General features: G+C 68.9%; 14 protein-coding genes. 7 read left to right on the top strand and 7 right to left on the bottom strand.

Going from position 1 to position 17,513, the window contains the following annotated elements; translation table 11 throughout:
• Nucleotides 1-6 precede the first annotated feature (6 nt).
• The 7 genes from KVF89_RS25360 to KVF89_RS25330 all read right to left on the bottom strand — a co-directional run bounded on the left by KVF89_RS25360 (nt 7) and on the right by KVF89_RS25330 (nt 5,996).
• Complete coding sequence (locus KVF89_RS25360; protein ID WP_257429776.1) at nt 7-909, bottom strand: type II secretion system F family protein; 903 nt, start codon at nt 907-909, stop codon at nt 7-9.
• A complete protein-coding gene (locus KVF89_RS25355; RefSeq protein ID WP_257429773.1) occupies nt 906-1,601 on the bottom strand; it encodes a type II secretion system F family protein in 696 nt (231 codons plus the stop codon). The genes KVF89_RS25360 and KVF89_RS25355 overlap by 4 nt, the downstream gene beginning before the upstream one ends.
• 188 nt (nt 1,602-1,789) lie before the next feature.
• Nucleotides 1,790-3,145 (bottom strand): TadA family conjugal transfer-associated ATPase, encoded by a 1,356-nt coding sequence (locus KVF89_RS25350; RefSeq protein ID WP_257429770.1) that lies wholly within the window; start codon nt 3,143-3,145, stop codon nt 1,790-1,792.
• A 149-nt stretch (nt 3,146-3,294) separates the two neighbouring features.
• The gene (locus tag KVF89_RS25345; RefSeq protein ID WP_257429767.1) at nt 3,295-4,086 is read right to left on the bottom strand and encodes a CpaE/TadZ family protein; all 792 of its coding nucleotides are present in this window, start codon (nt 4,084-4,086) and stop codon (nt 3,295-3,297) included.
• Nucleotides 4,086-4,766: an SAF domain-containing protein gene (locus tag KVF89_RS25340; RefSeq protein ID WP_257429765.1), complete on the bottom strand. Its 681-nt coding sequence runs from the start codon at nt 4,764-4,766 to the stop codon at nt 4,086-4,088. The genes KVF89_RS25345 and KVF89_RS25340 overlap by 1 nt, the downstream gene beginning before the upstream one ends.
• Before the next feature lie 28 nt (nt 4,767-4,794).
• A complete protein-coding gene (locus KVF89_RS25335; protein WP_257429763.1) occupies nt 4,795-5,748 on the bottom strand; it encodes a hypothetical protein in 954 nt (317 codons plus the stop codon).
• Entirely contained in the window at nt 5,736-5,996 is a 261-nt protein-coding gene (locus tag KVF89_RS25330; RefSeq protein ID WP_257429761.1) for a hypothetical protein, read from the bottom strand. Before KVF89_RS25330 ends, KVF89_RS25335 begins: the two co-directional genes overlap by 13 nt.
• A 79-nt stretch (nt 5,997-6,075) precedes the next feature.
• Here KVF89_RS25330 and KVF89_RS25325 point away from each other — a divergent pair, with 79 nt between their 5' ends.
• The 7 genes from KVF89_RS25325 to KVF89_RS30660 all read left to right on the top strand — a co-directional run bounded on the left by KVF89_RS25325 (nt 6,076) and on the right by KVF89_RS30660 (nt 17,310).
• A complete protein-coding gene (locus KVF89_RS25325; RefSeq protein WP_257429760.1) occupies nt 6,076-6,354 on the top strand; it encodes a hypothetical protein in 279 nt (92 codons plus the stop codon).
• 311 nt (nt 6,355-6,665) lie between these two features.
• The gene (gene mobF / locus KVF89_RS25320; RefSeq protein ID WP_257430060.1) at nt 6,666-10,187 is read left to right on the top strand and encodes a MobF family relaxase; all 3,522 of its coding nucleotides are present in this window, start codon (nt 6,666-6,668) and stop codon (nt 10,185-10,187) included.
• 23 nt (nt 10,188-10,210) lie between these two features.
• A complete protein-coding gene (locus KVF89_RS25315; protein WP_257429757.1) occupies nt 10,211-10,375 on the top strand; it encodes a hypothetical protein in 165 nt (54 codons plus the stop codon).
• Nucleotides 10,376-10,426: 51 nt separating this feature from the next.
• Nucleotides 10,427-11,182, top strand: coding sequence for a methyltransferase domain-containing protein (locus tag KVF89_RS25310; RefSeq protein ID WP_257429753.1), 756 nt, complete (start codon nt 10,427-10,429; stop codon nt 11,180-11,182).
• Nucleotides 11,183-11,753: 571 nt separating this feature from the next.
• Nucleotides 11,754-16,265 (top strand): choice-of-anchor M domain-containing protein, encoded by a 4,512-nt coding sequence (locus KVF89_RS25305; protein WP_257429750.1) that lies wholly within the window; start codon nt 11,754-11,756, stop codon nt 16,263-16,265.
• Between the two features lie 344 nt (nt 16,266-16,609).
• On the top strand, nt 16,610-16,978 hold the full coding sequence (locus KVF89_RS25300) for a hypothetical protein (RefSeq protein WP_257429748.1): 369 nt from the start codon (nt 16,610-16,612) through the stop codon (nt 16,976-16,978).
• Nucleotides 16,978-17,310, top strand: a complete 333-nt coding sequence (locus KVF89_RS30660) for a DUF6907 domain-containing protein (RefSeq protein WP_372497966.1) — start codon at nt 16,978-16,980, stop codon at nt 17,308-17,310. The genes KVF89_RS25300 and KVF89_RS30660 overlap by 1 nt, the downstream gene beginning before the upstream one ends.
• The last annotated feature ends 203 nt before the right edge of the window (nt 17,311-17,513 follow it).

Here is a 17,513-nt window from a genome sequence, read left to right as displayed (position 1 = left end):
GGCGGTTCAGGTGTCGTTGAACATGCGAAGCAGTGACGGGGCGACGAGGAGCGCCATGAAGATCACGCCGAGGAGGGATCCGGGGATGCTCATGCGTTCGCCGACGGCGTTGGCTTCGGCGATCTCGTCGTTGAGGAGGGCAGTGCGCATCGCGGCTGAGCGGGCGCGCAGGATGGTGTGGACGCTCGCCCCTTCCTCTCCCGAGAGCCGCATGATGTCGGCGAAGTCATCGAGCTCGGGCAGCCCGAGCTCCGTGGACAAGGTGTGCAGTGCATCCCAGGGCGGGAGACCGGACCAGCGTGATCGGGCCAGCTCCTCGGCAAGCCGGGTGAACACCCACGAATCGCCGACCTCGGCCGCCGCCTCCATCGCCTGACGAGCCCCGGCGCCATTGTTGCGTTCGAGCGCGACGAGATCGATGTAGGCGGCGAGAGCGCGAGTGAACTCCTTGCGGGCACGGCGCGCGTCGTCGATCGCGTTGTAGTTCGGCAGGAGGAACATCACACCGGCCAAGCCCAGGGACGCGGCCGCCGGCACGACGATCGGCAGGCTCAGGCCGATCAGGCCGAAGAACCAGGTCAGCAGCGGTGGGATGACCAGACCCATGGCGGCGTAGGCGAGCTTGTCGCCGTAGAACCGGGCGATCGGGATGCGGAGCAGTGCGAGCTCCCGGGCGGGCGTGCGACCCCACAGGGGGCTCGGCAACGTCCGCATCGCCCACAGCCCCACCCGCTCCTTCCCCGTCGATGGACCCTTGTCCACCTGTGGCGTGCGCGTCGTGGTGCGGTCCAGGCGGGCGAGGGCATCGGCGAGGTCCGGCTCGGCGGGCAGAGCTCGGGCGACGAGGAGCGTGATGCCGAGCCCGGCCAGCCCACCGGCAAGGACCATCAGCTGGAGCGCCGTGCTCATCGCAGTCTCCCAGCCGCTGGCAGAGAAGATCCGGCACCGGTGGTGAGCAGTCGGGGGATTGGTCGGCCGTTGGTCATCGTGCGCATCCAGATCAAGGTGGCGACGTAGCCGGTCAGCAAGGCGAGGAGGACGATCTGGCCGAGCGCACTGCGGTAGGGGGCGACGTAGGAGCCGGAGAGCGCGAGGACGATGAGGACCGATGAGCTGATCAGGGTCACCCAGCGTGCTGTGGCGCGGGGTTTCGCTCGATCGGCCTCGACCTGTCGCCGTCCGCGGACATCGGCCGCAACCGATTCGGCGAGTCCGTCCAGGACGTTCGCGAGACCGGTGCCCCGGCGTTGCGCGCCGCGGATGAGGTTCAGGGCGATCAGGTCGCCGGTCGCATCATCGAGCTCCTCAGCGAAGGCACGCAGCGCATCCTCGGTGTCCCACCGCGCCCGCAGGCGGGCCACCAGGCGCCCGACCTCAGGGGCGATGGCCGCCGGCGTCGAGCGCAGCGTGGCCGTCAGGGCTTGTTCCAAGCCGATCCCGACGGTCAGGACGCCCGACAGCGAGCGGGTCCACTCCTCCATCGCCTCCAGGCGCGCGATCTGAGCAACGGCCGGGGGAGCGGCCAGCAGCATCGGCAGCCCGATGACCGTGACCGGCGCGATGATCAGCGCCAGTGCCCAGCCCGTGATCAGCCAGCCCACGACCCCGAGCCCGACTCCAGCCAGGAGCAGGACTCGGGTGCGTCGAGAGACAAGCAAGCTCGACCGGCCGCCCCGTCGCGGTCGTCGAGGCTGTGTGGTCGCGGAGACCGGTGCACGGCGGAGCCCGAGACAGACACTGAGCATGCCCGCGACCACAAGGGCACCGGCCAGTCCGGGAACGAGCGCGATCATGGCCGTACCCCGGTCGGTTGGCCGGCGAGGTACCCGGCGAGGTCGAAGCCGTGTTCCGCGAGTGCCCGGTAGTCATCGGGCAGGACGCCGGGCAGCGCCCCAGCCGACGACCCCGACTCCGGCGAGTCGGTTCGGAACACGTGGGTCGTGGCGTAGCCGGTCGCTCGCTCGCCTGGCGCGACGGCGACGACCTCCGTGACCCGGCGGCGACGGCGCGAGTGATCGCCGCCCTGGACGGTGTGGATGCTGTCCATGGTGAGGTGGACGATCAGGTCGACGGTCGCCGCCAGTTTGCTGGTGGCCAGCTCGTGGGTGACATGGGCGCCGGCCTCCATCGCGCAGGTGACGAGCTTGCGTACGGCGGCGACAGCGTCCGTGGAGTGAGTGGTGGAGATCGAGCCGGTGCCGGACTCCATCGCCTTGATCATGGCCCAGATCTCACGGCCGCGGACTTCGCCCACGATCTGGCGGGAGAGGTTGAAGCGGAAGGAGTCGACCAACGCCTCGTCGAGGGTGAACTCGCCTGCCTGGCGTCCGTCGGGGCCGCGCTCGCCGGAGCCTGGTCGCGCCTCCCATGGGTGGACGATCTTGTGGCGACCGAGCTCGTGCAGGTGCAGCTCGTACTCGGTCTCGAAGGTACCGATCGCCTCGAGCGGGTCGATTTCCGCGCACAGCGCCCGTACCAGTGTGGTCTTGCCGGCGCCCTGCTCGCCCGAGACCACGATCGACTTCCGAGCACGGACGGCGGCCCGGAGGAACGACGCCACGACCGGCGTCATGGCGCCACGTTCGACGAGATCCTCGAGGGTGACGTGCATCAGCCGGTGGCGGCGGATGACCACGGATGGGCGAGGGGTCACCCAGGCCGCGGCAGCGAGTCGGGAGCCGCCGTCGAGCCGCAGGTGCAGCCGTGGCTGTGCTTGTGAGAACGAGCGGGCGTTGACCTCGCTGCGTGAGGCGAGGAACACCAGGAAGTCGATCAGCTCCTCATCGGACTCCGCGACCCGTGGCCCGTCCACGAGCGAGCCGTCGACGAGCTCGAGGAGCACGTGGTCGAAGCCGGCGATGATGATGTTCTCGACCCTGTCGTCATCGACGAGCGGCTGGAGCCGACCGAGCCGGAACAGCGCGTCGAAGACTGCCTGGGCTATCACGCGCTGACGCTGCGGCGACCACGCACTCTCACCTGCGTTGACGGCCTCGGCCATCGCGGCGTCGACCAGGTCGAGCACGACGGCACGTCCCAGCTCCTCCTGCGCGGCGCGGTCCAGCCGAGTCCGGTCCGCCGCCACCGACTGGCTCAGCTGCTCCGAGGCTTGAGCTCGCAGGGCGGTGACCAGTGTCCAGTCCATCTCCCGAGCGGATGGTCCGTCAGCTGTCGCACCGGCGTGGATCGGCCGGACGACATTCCTGTCGGCGCCATCGACGTTCGCGGCGGGTTCAGCGAACACGGGCAGGCGGGTGATGTCGCCATACGCCGTCCCCAGCTTGGCAGCCTCCGTCATCGCGGAACCCCCTTGGCCACGCCGCCCACGTCGGCCACGTTGACCTTGTTGAATCGCCGGCGCGCGACACGGGCGCGTATCGCCTGTACTGCGGAGGTGACCGCGCGTGCGTAGACGCCTGCGCCGTGGTTCCGGGCGGGTTGGGTCCCGCGGTGATAGACAGCCGCCTCTTCGGGATCATCGGGAAGGTCGGTCACGACCGGTATGCCGAGGACCTTGCTCACCTCGCTCGCGCGATATGGCTGTCCCTCGCCGATCAGGAACACACCAGCCTGCTGCCAACCGGTTGTCGGGTTCCGCGCGAGCTCGGCCCACGAGCGCGCGGCGGCGAGAGCCGGGAGCGTGGCGCGGCTGAGAAGGAGAGACAGGTCGGCACGCTCGAGCAGCGGCGCGGGAGAGCCGACGAGGCCAAGACGGCCACAGTCGATGACGACGTCCTGGCCGTTCTCATCCAGATCGGCGAGCGCTGCACCCAACGGCTCCCACACATCACGGAGCGCGGCGGCCTGGGTATGCGTACGAGGACCGGCAACGAACGACACATCCGGAGCGAGCGGTCTCACGACATCGCGAAGCGACTCGGCCACGACATGCGGGGAGAGCGCGATCTCGACCAGTCCGCCGTCGTACGCCGTCGTGCCGCGCAAGAACCCAGCGAGGATCCCGGAGCCGCCCGTCGGATCGGCCTCGACGAGAACGACCGGTCGTGGCCAGTTCAGGGCCATCGCGACGGCGGTCGTGGTGACACCGGGAGAGCCGGAGGCCGAGGTGAGGGCGATGACTGCCATCACTGCTCACCTGAGTCACTCGAGTCGAGGACGACAGCGACACGGCCCGTGGCGACACGTTCGGCAAGCGCACCGGCCTGGGTATAGGGAACCTGTACATCGACGACGGTGTTCCCCGTGGTCTCGTCGACGCGGGTGGCGACAACGGTCGCGGCGGTGAACTCCGCGGGACCGGCTCCGGGTTCGCCGTCTTGGCCCGGCGTGAGGATGACCCGCACGCGATCCCCACCGCGCAGCGGCACCGACGGAACCTGACCCGCAGCCAGGGAGATCCCCACGATGGACTGGCCCTCGGGAGGCACCGCGGCATCGGTGCTCGACGCTGCAGTGAGCAGGCCGCCCGCGGCGATGTCGAGGGCGGCTCGTCGGCCGACGATCGTGTCGTATGCCGATGCCGGCACCGCGTCCAGTGCTGGGTCGCCGTTGATCCGCACCCGCTGGAGGTCGTCGGCCTCGATGGTCTCGCCCTGGTGGATCGTAGTGCGAGCTGCGAGGACCTCCTGGGTCTTGGTCGTTGACGTCCATGCCGATACGGCGAGTAGTGCACCGAGGCAGATGGCCGCGATGCCGGCTGTGACCAGGGACGGGCGTCGCCTGATCCGCGGCGGCGGCATCGGCGACGGCGCAGCACTCTGCGGCGGGGCGGCCGTTCGGTCGTCTCGTGAGGATGTGGTCGTCATGCTTCGCGTCCTCTCGCAGTGCTCATGGCTAGTTCACGAGCACCTGTGCCTCGCCGACCGTGATCTGTGTTCTGCGGACGAGTCCGTTGAGCCGGATCGTGCCGGTCTGGCCGGCGCCGGACCATTGGACGATCCAGTCCGAGGTCGCCGTCACGGCGTACGTCTGCTGCGGCTCGTGGGCACTCGACGTGGTGTAGGTGTGGCCGCAGTCGGGCGATGGCTTGCGGCCGTACGACGGCTGGTAGGGCGTGCCCGGCTTCCTGCACACGACCTTGGTGCCGTCACCCATGTCCCAGGTGATCTGACGGACACGAGCGGTGGCGGTGATCGTGATGCCTCCCGCGGACGCAGACGCGGTGATCGGTCCGTAGGTGTGGGCGTCCGGAGTCCGCGCCCACATCCACACCGGCATCCCGACGACGCCGACACTGTCCGGTCCCGGCTTCGGCAAGATCCCGATCCGGATCGCCCTCAGATCCATCTGGCCGATCGCGATCTGCGCGACATCCCTAGGTGTTGGTCCGCTTCCGGAGCCGGGCGGGGCCGTCGCCGCCCAGATCGACACCAGGAGTTGGGTCTGTGGCTGGAAGCAGTTGTAGACCGCACCGTCGCCGGGCTGGTGCCCCTGCCACGAGGGATCATTCGCCGGCGGCTGCGGGCTCAACGGACTGATGTAGCAGTTGTATGCGTTGGACCAGTAGCCCTCCGCAGCCGTACAGGGCACCGGCCCAGCAGGCGGGCTCTTCACCCCCTGCTTACTCGGGTCCCAGTAGCACGCTGCGCCGGAGCCCGTGTCCTTCGGATCGCCGGCAGGGTCTGGCGCCGGGTCCGGGTCCGGTGCCTCGATGGTGACCAGGCAGGTCCCGGTGGCCGGATCCGTCTGCACGCACTTCGTGTCGGCGTACGTCGGCTCAGCACTCAAGGTAACGCCGGCGATCACGAACGCGAGTGAGAGCAGCAGCCCGGCGGTCAGGGCGCGCATGGCTCCTCCTCGAGGTCCTCGCCGGATGCGACCCGCCATCCGCCCTCGGGGTCGTCGTTCCACTGGTAGTTGGCCACGGTGTAGCGCGTCCAACCGCGATCCTGCCGGGCCGGGGTGACCACTGACTTGCCCGTGGTGTCCACGATGTCCACATCGCTCACGTCCCAGCAGACGTCGACCACGACCGTGGGCACGACGCCATTCGCGGGATCGGTGTTGTCGAGGCTGACCGACTGCACCTTCGACACGGCGACGCTCGTAGTGCCGACCTGGCGTCGGCCGTCAGCCCGCTCACGCCGGACTAGGTTTGACTGTGCGTCGAGCTGGATGCCGATCGCGACGTCCTTGAGCTTGTCGACCGATGCCGCTGGGTCCGACCTGACCTGGTCGACGGTCTCGAAGTACCTGGCGAGCAGGTTCGTCGCCGTGGCGGTCGCGGCATCTGAAGCCGACGAGGATGAGGAGCTCGGTGTCGCCGTAGTCGTCATCGACGGGTTCTCGGGTGGCGGCGCCGGGAGGTCTGGATCTAGGCCGTCGCTGGCACAGGCGCTCATTGCGGCCAGCATCAGTGCGCCGGTCGCCCACGACTTCAACCCGAGTGGATGAGTCATTGGAGTTCCCGAGTCCTCTCGCCCTACGGGCTCGAGGTTTCCAGCCGATGCGACACCGGTGTGCCGATCGTCTGGGTCCACATCGTAAGCCCGATCTTCCTTTTTGCCCATGCCTCTCCACAGGGCTCGTCCATCAGGTAGCCCATCGCTACCACTCGCCACCGCCTCGCCTAGTCATGCCCGTCTTGCCTTCGACCCGACTTCCTCCCGCGCTTCACACGCATTGCAGATCGAGGGGGACTGGGACGCCCTGCCCACCTGAGGCCATGGAGGGGTGAGACTTCGGTGACGGTGTCGTTGCGCAGAATGTCGGCGGGGGCCGGGTACCAATACCTGCTGCGGTCCGTCGCGGCCGGCGACGGAAACAGAGCGCTGACGACTCCGATGACGCGGTACTACGCCGAGGCTGGCACCCCACCTGGGCGATGGATGGGTAGCGGGCTCGCGGCGCTCGGCGGCGGCCAGATCGCGCCCGGCATGGAGGTCACGGAGGCGCAGTTGGCGCTGCTGATCGGGATGGGCCGTGATCCGATGACTGGCGAACAACTGGGCCGTGCCTACCCCGAGTACCCGTCGCTGAGGTCCCGGGTCGACGAGCGCGTAGGACGTCTGGACTCCGAGCTGTCGGTCGGGGACTGTGCTGCGGAAGTGGCACGGATCGAGATCGAGGAGGCCGCCGCGGGGGTACGTCGGGCGGTTGCTGGCTACGACCTCACCTTCAGCGTCCCGAAGTCGGTCTCGGTGCTGTGGGGGATCACCGACGCGTCCACGCAGGAGAGGATCGTTGCTGCGCATCATGCGGCCGTGGCGGACGTGTTGGAGTTTGTCGAGCGGGAGGTGGCCGCCACTCGGTCCGGGTTCGCCGACACTGGCAGCCACGGTGATGGTGGTGCGGTCACGCAGGTTGAAGTCGCGGGCGTCGCGGCGGTCGCCTACGACCACTTCGGCTCCCGTGCAGGGGACCCCCAGCTGCACACCCATCTAGTGGTGTCGAACAAGGTCCTCACGCTGCGCGACGGTCGGTGGCGCAGCCTCGACGGCCGCCCGGTGTTCTCTTCCGTCACTGGACTGTCAGCGCACTACAACGCCCTGCTCGCCGACCGACTCAGCCGAGACATCGGCGTCGAGTGGGAACTCCGCCAACGCGGCGCCGACCGCAACCCGCAATGGGAGATCGCTGGCATCAGCGATGAGCTCATCGCAGAGTTCTCGAGCCGCACCCACGAGATCGAGCTCAAGAAGGACGAACTCATCGCCGAGTACGTCGCACGGCACGGTCGGATGCCGTCGCCGAAGACCATCGTGGAGCTACGCGCCCAGGCGACCTTGGCGACTCGGCCACCCAAGGAGCTGCGGTCTCTCGTTGACCTGACCGCAGAGTGGCGAAGCCGCGCATCTGAGCGACTGGGTGTCGATGCAACCACGTGGGCGGCGACGCTCCTCGGTGTAGGTGGCGCTCCGCTCACCGTCCACGACGTTCCGCTGGCAGCGATCGATGCGATCGGCGCTGAGGTCGTGGCGGCGGTTGAGGTGAGGAGGGCAGTGTGGAACCACTGGAACCTCATGGCCGAGGCGTCGAAGCAGACGATGGACCTCCGGTTCGCAACCACCTCGGACCGTGAGGCGGTCGTGTCCATGGTGGTCGACGCCGCTCAGGGGAAGTCGGTGTCGCTGACCCCGCCGGAGCTGGCGATTAGTCCGGTTCGCTTCCAGCGTGAGGACGGCACGAGCCTCTTCCGACCGCGGCACTCGGCCAAGTACTCATCGACCGCGATCATCGAGGCAGAAGCACGACTTCTGAACCGCTCGGAAGGGACGGGCGCGCCGACAGTGCGCCTCAGCGCGCTGGCACGGGTGGTGATGCACTCGAACGGTCGGCTCAGCGCTCAGCAGCGGACCGCCCTCGAGAGCATCGCCACGTCCGGTCGACCGGTGGACCTGTTGGTCGGTCCCGCGGGTGCTGGCAAGACGACATTGATGCGCGCCCTTCGTTCCGCGTGGATCGTCGAGCACGGGCAGCGGGGAGTCATTGGTCTGGCGCCGTCCGCGACAGCTGCGCAGGCGCTGGCCGACGACCTGGGGGTCGCCTGTGACAACACGGCGAAGTGGTTGCATGAGTACGACAACGGACGCACAGGTCTCCGCGCCGGGCAGTTGGTGATCGTCGACGAGGCCACGCTCGCGGGAACGGCGACGCTCGACCGGATCGGTGGCGTCGCCGAGGCGGCGGGAGCCAAGGTCCTGCTCGTCGGCGACCCCCATCAGCTTCAGTCTGTGGAAGCCGGGGGCGCCTTCGCGCTCCTGGTCGATCGCCGCACCGACGTTCCCGAGTTGACCGACATTCATCGCTTCGTCAGCGAATGGGAGAGGCATGCCTCTCTCGCCCTTCGCCGCGGTGAGGTCGAGGTGATCGCGACGTACGTGGGTCAGAAGCGAGTCCGCGAAGGGCTGACTGAAGACATGCTCGACCGGGCCTACGAGGCATGGCGAGCGGACTCCAGCGCGGGCAAGGCCAGCATCCTGGTGACCGAGTCGTCGCACGCTGTGAGAGTTCTGAACGAGCGGGCCCGCGCAGAACGGCTGCTGCTCGACGGCGCTGTCGATGGTCGTGAGGTCCCTTTGGCCGCCGGCAACAGCGCGTCGGTGGGGGATGTGGTCATCACTCGGCGGAACGAGCGCACTGTTCGGACCTCTCGCGGTGGCTGGGTCAAGAACGGTGACCGCTGGCGCGTGGTCGACATCCGTCGCGACGGCTCGATGCTGGTCGACCGGCTCGACCCGCGACGTCGAGGCAAGACGGTGCTGTCGGCTGAGTATGTTCGGGGGTACGTCGACCTCGGTTACGCGGTCACGGCACATCGGGCCCAGGGCATCACCGTCGACACCTCCCACGTCGTTGTCGCCCCGTCGACGACCAGGGAGAACCTCTACGTGTCAATGAGCCGCGGCCGGGAGTCGAACATTGCTTACGTAGCCCTCGACCAGCCCGACGACAGCCACTCAACTCCCGAACCCGACGATGTCACGGCTCACACCGTGCTCTTCGGGGTGCTCCAACACAGCGGAGCAAGCATGTCCGCACACCAGACGATGGAGGCCGAGTACGCAATCCATGGCGGGATAGACCGGCTCGCCGCGGAGCTTGAGACGATCGCGGCCGAGGCTCAGCACGACAGGTTCGTCGACCTCCTGCGGCGCTCGGGCCTGAGGGCCGACCAGCACGCTGCCGTCCTCGATTCCTCCGTCTTCGGCCCGCTCTCCGCCGCACTCCGGAGGGCTGAGGCCTATCACCATGATCTGGAGACACTGGTTCCTCTGATCGTGGGGCAGCATGGTCTCGATGACGCCGCCGACATCGCAGCTGTCCTTCGGTACCGCGTCGATCGGGTTGCCGCCTGGCCTCCGCGGGGTTGCCGACTACGCCCGAGGCTGATCGCCGGGCTCATCCCGGAACCTCTCGGAGCCATGAACCAGGAGGATCGCCAGGCGATCGATGAGCGCAAGATATTGATCGAGGCCCGCGCCCGGGCGCTCATAGAAGAAGCGGTCTGCGCAGGCGAGCCGTGGGTCCGTCGGCTCGGCACGCCCCCTCCTACGGGCGCCGAGCGCGAATTCTGGCTGGAGGTGACGTCTACCGTGGCTGCTTACCGCGACCGCTACCGGATCACAGCGGACCAGCCGGTCGGCGGGGGAGCGGTAAGTGACTCGCAGCGCGCGGACCGCTTGCGTGCCCAGTGCGCAGCCCGGGACGCGGGGAGGGTCGAATCCGCCGAGCATCTGGAGCCTCGGTCGGCGGCGGTTGGAGTCGAGGCCATCTCGGCTCAGTAAGGGAGCTCTATCGGATCGCGCTGGTGCGTATGTCGAGCGATCTGCGGACCAAGGAGTTCGTGGGCCGTCAGCGCGACGCTGGGTTCAGCAGCCGTGACATCCTGCGCAAGCTCAAGCGCGCGATCGCGCGCGAGGCTTTCCGGCTGCTCGCCACGCCGGTCGCGGTCCGGGGCGTCGACGGCCTGTGACTGCTGGCCGTCGCATGATGCCCAACAATCATCGGACGGCAGACTGGCCACGTGACTGATGTGTTTAGCGAGAAGTTGGCAGCCTGGCGCGACTACACCGAAACTCCGTGGGCGCGGATTCGGTACGGCGTAGTCGAGGAGGTCCTGCGACGTCAGTGCGAACACCTCGGCGAGCAGATCCGCGTCCTGGACGTCGGTGGCGGCGACGGCATGGACGCACTACCGCTCGCGCTGGCGGGCCACGACGTGACCATCGTCGATCCCTCAGCAGAGTGGCTGGAAGAGGTCACGCGGCGCGCGGCCACTGCGGGCACCAACGTCGCGACGATTCGTGGTGGACTGGATGACCTGCCCGTCGGTGAATGGGACCTTGTGATGTGTCACTTCGTGCTGCGCTACCGAAGCGGCGCCGACGGTGATGTCGCGGCCCTTGCGAGTCGCGTCCGTCCTGGCGGGCGGCTCTCGATCATGGACGTCAACCCGGACGGCCGTGTCCTTCGCGAGTTGCTGAATGGTGGCCCCGCTGCGGCACTCGCTGAGCTACAGGCCGAGCGAGCCAAGGTCGAGACCTTCCAAACTGATGCTAGGAAGGTCAGTGTCGACGCCATCGCGAGCCAAGCAGCCGAGGCAGGCATGGCCCCCCTCGGGGTCTACGGCAACCGGATCGCGAACGACCTGCTGATCGACAACACCGCCAAGCACGACCCTGCCTTCTTCGAGGACCTGCTGGCGCTCGAGGTGGAGCTCTGCGACCGAGAGCCATTCAACCGCGTCGGATTCGCCTGGCAACTGATCTTGCAGCGCTGAGCCCTGTCGGCCTTGACGGCCAAGAGGAGCATTGGTTGTGGGATCACGGCCTGGATCCCACACGAGCGGAGTTTGGCGCGGATCACTCCGGATGAGTAGGCCTTGTCGCCGAGCACTGCGTCGGGCGGCATTCGGGGACGGCCACGACCAAGCCGTTTGACCGCGACCTGCGACAACAACGGCTCCAGCATCGGCAATCGTCAGCCGGGCCAGACGTCAACGCGATCACGAGCGGATGGCTGCGGCCATTGACGAGCCGGTGGATCTTGGTCGACAAGCCTCCGCGCCAGCGCCCCAGAGCATGGTCTGGGCCGATCCTCGATAGATGACCTCAGAGCGGCAGGTGGCCGCCGCGTACCTCTGCCGGATCGACGGGAGGGATCCCGGGCCGCAACGCGCGGCAGGGAGGGGGCGACCTGCACACGCGGAGCGGGGCCAGTTTGCACCGCCATCCCCGACAAGTGATAATGACTCTCATTATTGATCTAGTGGGAAGTTGAAGATGCCATCTGTGAAGTCGACGGCCATGCGCCGAAGGCGGACTCGTCCGGCTACCGCGTTCCTTGCTCTCGTGACCGCTGCGGGCCTGGTCCTCAGTACCGGTTCGGCGTCATCACAAGCGGCGGACGGGCCGGCACCGCCGTCGACGCAGCGCACCGTGGTCGCCGACGTCCACACCGACGCCATTGCGACCTTCTGGGAGGACGGTGAGCTCAGGTTGGCCTCACGGGCCGACACTCCCGCACCAGGCACGCGGTATGACGCGGACGAGGTGTGGTTCCACGTCGACGACGACTCCCGGGTCGCGAGCTGGCCCGGCACGGGTCCGGAGTTCGTGGCCCCGCAGGGCTCGACCGTCTGGCTGGCACCGCAGGACCAGGGACCCGGGCAGCTCTGGCCCGGCTTCTCCACCGAGTCGGTCCCGGCCGGCACTCTCGATGAGAACGCCACCACGCTCTCGCTCCTCGACGTGACCGGACCCGGCGACGTCGAGATCTGGCAGTCGGGGATGGGCGGAGCCGTCACGGAGCGGCTCTGGTCCAGCGACGAGCCTGCGCACCGCGCGTTCACCCGCCCACGCACCCACCTGCACGCCAACTGGGCCTTCACCGCGCCGGGGGTCTACGAGCTCACGGTCCGCGCCGATGCCGCTGTGGCCGGGCAGCCGGTCTCCGACACCGCTGTCTACACCTTCGTCGTCGGCGACCTGCCCGAGCAGGTGCTGACTTCCACCAGCTTGACCGCCTCGGTGACCGAGCTGAGCGCGGGTGACCCGGTGGAGCTGACGGCGAGGGTGAGTCCGGCCGGGATCGAGGGCATCGCCGGGGCGGTCGAGTTCCGCAACGGCGCCACGGTCCTGGGCCACGACCCGGTCGACGAGACCGGGATCGCACAGCTCACCGTCCCTGCCCTGGCGGTCGGGGCCCACGCGCTCACCGCCGCGTTCGTGCCCACCACCACGAACCTCGCCACCGCCTCCACCTCGTCACCCGTCACGGTGACGGTCACCGATGCCTCCGGCGAGCCGTTCGCTGTCACCGGCATCGAGGCGGCGTACCAGCCGGGCGACACCCTGACCGCGACGCTGAGCGGCTACACCCTCGCCGACGGGGAGCAGGTGCGCTGGCGGATCCGATCGCAGGGCTCCACCAGTGCCAACGGCGCGACCCTGGCGACAGCGGCGAGCACGACGTACACGACGGTCCTCGGCGCCTCCGACGACGGCTACGAGATCAGCGCCCAGGTCCGCCAGGGCACCACCCCGGTCGCCACCACCGGCTGGGTGCCGATCACCGTGACGCCCGAGGGCACCGGCCCGTCATTGGCCATCAATACTGCCACCCCCGCCCCGTTCTTCACCGGCGACACGGTCGTACTGGACCATCCGGGAACCGGCCTCGCCGACGGTGAGTCCTTGGAGGTGGTGACCCGCACCTCGGCGACCCGGTGGGCCGTCCTGAACGCCACCTTCACCAACGTCGCAGTGGGCGAGACCCAGTCGAGCTTCCGGGTCCGCAACCCCGCCGAGCGGGAATTCGCCGTCCGGGTCGTCCGGGACGGCGTGCCGGTGCGTCAGTCCGCGCCCGTCGCGCTGACGATCCGCTTCTACGAGGTGCACATCGAGGACGTGCGGAGTCTGTACCGCGTCGGTGAGACCCTGTCGGCGACCGGCCGCTACTTTCCCGTCCGCGACGGCGTCGACGACGTCACCTATACCTGGCGGTGGACCCCGCCCGGCGGCTCGGCGACGGTGATCGCCGAGGGCATCGGTACGCCGCCGACCCCGGTCCTGCGCGAGCTGAGCCTGGCCGACGACGGTGCCCGACTCGGCCTTGCCGTCACCCGCCCCGACGGCTCCTCATCGGGCGCGTCGACGACCATCAACGTCACCGAGCAGACCGGCCAGCTCTTCGAGCTGCCCAGCCTGCTCGCCCACTACCACCAAAACGACCCGATCGACCTGCGGCTGGCGATCGATCCGGCGCTGGCCGAGGGCGACCAGATCACCTGGGAGTGGAAGTGGCCCGGGGCGGAGTCGGACTGGGAGCCGTTCCCCGGTATCGCCGCCGCCGGTGAGCAGATCAACTCCGAGCAGGCACTGGACGGGGTGCAGGTCCGTGCCCGGCTCACCTTCGCCGACCAGGCCCAGGAGTCGATGATCGCCGGCCCGGTGACGATCGCCGTCGACGACCACGGCGCGCCCGCGCGCCAGCTCCCCTCGGTAGCCGGCGCGAGCGCCGGCTACACCGCGGGGGAGAGCCTGGCCCTGCGTCTGGAGCTCCCCGGCAACGGCCCCACCATCCTCACCGGCCACCGCTGGGAGCGGAAGGCGGCCGGTGCCCAGGAGTGGGCGGTCCTGGAGGGGCAGTCGGGCAAGGAGCTCGCGCTGCCTGCCCGACCGAGCGACGACGGCGCGTCGTACCGGGTCTCGATCCTGAAGCCGACCGGAGAGGTCGCCTACGGACCGTCCGAGCCGGTCACGGTCAGCGTCACCGACGAGACGGCCACCGAGCTCGGCATCGCCGGTATCGACGCGTCGTACCAGGTCGGCGACGTCCTCCGGGCGCGCGTCGTGGGGCACGAGCTCACCGAGGAGCAGAGCTGGCGGTGGATCATCCGCCCGGTCGGAGCGACCACCGGCGGCTACGTCCTCTACGGCGACGGCGACAGCACCGAGGCCTCCCAGGGCCGCCTGCGACAGCTGCTCGACGTCCGGCACGACGGGTACGAGATCCGGGCCCGACTGCGCCAAGGGACGGCGTACGTCACCGGCAAGGACACCGCCTGGGTACCGCTCCGGGTGGAGAACGCCGTGGCCCCGGTCACGACCGCCTTCCCGCAGGGCATGCAGTACCTCGGCGACGACCTCGTCTTCCCCCTCGACGGCCCCGAGCCGGCTGCCGGTGAGTCGGCGCGACTGGTCTACCGCAGCGGTAGCCCCTGGTTCGACGTGCCGGGCACGCAGCGGGTCGACGACACGATCGTGGCCCGGCCGCCCTACCCGATGGGAGCCTCGGAGTTCGCCGTCCAGACCCTCCGGGACGGTGTGGTGGTGGCGATGTCCACGCCGGTCACCGGAGAGGTGAAGGCGCGTGAGGTGCTGGTGCAGGGCGTCCGTGGCGTCTACCGAGTCGGCCAGAGCCTGACGGCCACCGCGGAGGTGTACCCGCCTCGCGAGGGCCTGACCTACCGATGGTTCACCGTCGACGGGTCCGAGACCACCACCTTGAAGGAGGGCCCCGACGCGCTCAGCATCGAGTTGCCGATGACGATGGACTGGCACGACAAGCCGCTCCACTTCGTCGCCGTCGCCGAGGCGAACGGCGCCGGCCCTCTCTATGGGGACGAGATCTGGGCGGCTCAGTGGAGCACCACCGTCAAGGTCTCCGATGCCGACCCTGGGACCCAGCTGCTGTTCTTCGAGAACCTCAGCCAGCACTACCATCAGGGCTACGACATCGATCTCAACCTGGTGGCCGACCCCGAGATCGACGCGGGAGACACCCTCGTCTGGGAGTGGAAGTGGCCCGGCGCCGACTGGGTGCCCTTCCCCGGTGCCTCGGGGCTGTCGCACCACCTGATCGCCGAGCAGGCGCTCGCCGGGGTGGAGGTGCGGGCCAGGCTGGAGTACGGCGACTCCGACGAGACCCTGGTGACCGACCCGGTGACCATCCAGCACGACGACCACGGCGGGGCGCCCCGGCAGCAGCCCACCGTCGGCGGTGCGACGTCGTACACCGCGGGGAACCTGGTCACCCTGACCCGGGAGCTGCCGGAGAACGGCGCGACCGTGCTCACCGAGCACCGATGGGAGAAGCGGGTCGCCGGTGCCGAGGAGTGGACCACCGTCGAAGACGAGACCGGTGCGGAACTGTCCTTCCCAGCCGATGCGGCCGACGACGGCACCCAGTACCGGGTCAGCCTCCTCAAGCCCGGGGGAGCGGTCGGCTACGGACCCTCGCCCGCGGTGACCCTGGCGGTCGGGCCGGGCGAGGACCCCGGCCCAGAACCCGTCGCCACGGCCACCTCGGCGTTGGTGAGTCCGAGCCGTCAGGTCTACGGCAAGCCGACCCGGCTCCGGGTGCGCCTCACCCCGAACGCGACCGGATCGGTGGTGGTGGACCTGCCGGGCTCGACCCCACAGCAGGCAGAGCTGTCCGACGGCGAAGCGACCGTGCTGCTGCCGGCCAAGGCGCTCATGCCCGGCACCCACCGCCTCACGGTCCGGTACACCGGGGTCCCTGGTCGATTCGCGCCGTCGCAAGCCACGGCCCGGGTGCGGATCGTCAAGGCCGACGCGCGGCTCCGAGTGATCCGGCTCGAGCCGACGGTGCGGCGTGGCAGGACGGCCGCCGTCCGGGTCCAGGTGCGGGCATCGGGCATCAGACCCTCCGGGACGGTGACCCTGCGGGTCGGAAGCCGCACGGTGACGGTGCCGGTGAACGCGCGGGGACGCGCGGTCGTGCGGATCAAGATCCCCCGCACCGCCGGCCTCGGGCGACGCTCCATCGCGGTGCGGTACGCGGACGATCCGCTGCTCCGCGGAGTCAAGGTCACCAGGAGCATCCGGGTGACCCGCTGATCCGCTGACCCGTTGAGCCCGGCGAGGGGTGGCGTAGGGACGTCTCCCGCACCACCCCTCACCGCTCCGCACCTCGGACGATGCTCAGACGCGACTTGGCAGCGCGACTTGGTGGCGCGAGCGAGGGGGCGTGGTGGGCAGCCACTTCGTGATCGAGGTAAACCATCCGCGCGACGGGCAGATTAGTGGCGACTTGCTCGATCCCGCCCACGAGCCGCGTGACCCCAGATGCCGCACAGGCGCACCACAGCGCCTGTCATCCACAGGATCAAGGCGTGAGCAGGCGCGCGCCGAATCTGCCACGTACACCGGGATGGTCACTTCCAACTCTCGTAGGAGTCGCCATGCCTATGCTGCTCATCGCGTCGGTGATCGTGCCGGTCGCACTCGTTCACCGATACCTGCACCCCTACGCCCCTTCCAACCTCCTCCTTGCCCGATGGCGACGGCGACGGTCACGGCGGATCCACGACGCCGCGGTGCTCATCGCGCTGGGGTTCGCAGCGATCGCGCTGGCACACGCTGTCCATCTCGTTGTGCTGTCCGGTGCGCCGCGCTGGCTGTATGTGGTGGTGATGCTGCTGGCGTGGGACGGGATGAAGTTCGCGGGGTTTGGAGTGGTCACGGCGATGCGCGTGATGGTCTCTGCTCTTGTGGGGGATGTGCGCGTCCGTGGCGCGTCGGCCGGCGCGTCAGGGCGGGTGGCGCACTGATGTGTACACGGGACTGGTTCGACGAGGTATGCCCGTCCTGGTGCGTCCGCGAGCACCATGCTGATGACCAGCCTGCGGACCGCTATCACTGCAGCGAGGCGTCGTACCTTCCTGCTGTGGTCGCGATGGAGGACACGATCCCCGTCACGGCATCTTTGCAGGGCACCGATCTCCAGGTCTGGCTGGGCCGTCACATCGGCGACACGCTCACGTGGGTCGTCATCGAGCCCGACGAAAGGCGCGAGCCCAGACTCGTGCTCAGCGCGGAATCTGCGATCACCCTGGTTCAACGACTGGGCGTGCAACTGGCGCAAGTGGCGCCGGGCAGTTGAGCGAGCTTGGATCTGTCGGCGTTGGTGGCGGCTTCTCCGAGTCGCGGGGCCCAGAGGCTGACACGGCACAGAGTCGGGGCAGCAGCGTCCCCGCTGAATCGTGACCAACGCCGGGGTCCGGACAGTGTGTTTCACATACGATTCAAATAGAACGCCGGTCGGGTGGTCGTTGACAGGGAGTTCCCAGGCATCAGGTGGCTGTT

This window comes from Nocardioides carbamazepini (genome assembly GCF_024614185.1).
GTDB classification, from domain to species: Bacteria; Actinomycetota; Actinomycetes; order Propionibacteriales; family Nocardioidaceae; genus Nocardioides; species Nocardioides carbamazepini.
Note: the sequence above shows the minus strand (reverse complement) of the source record. Positions and strands in the feature narration are given on the sequence as shown.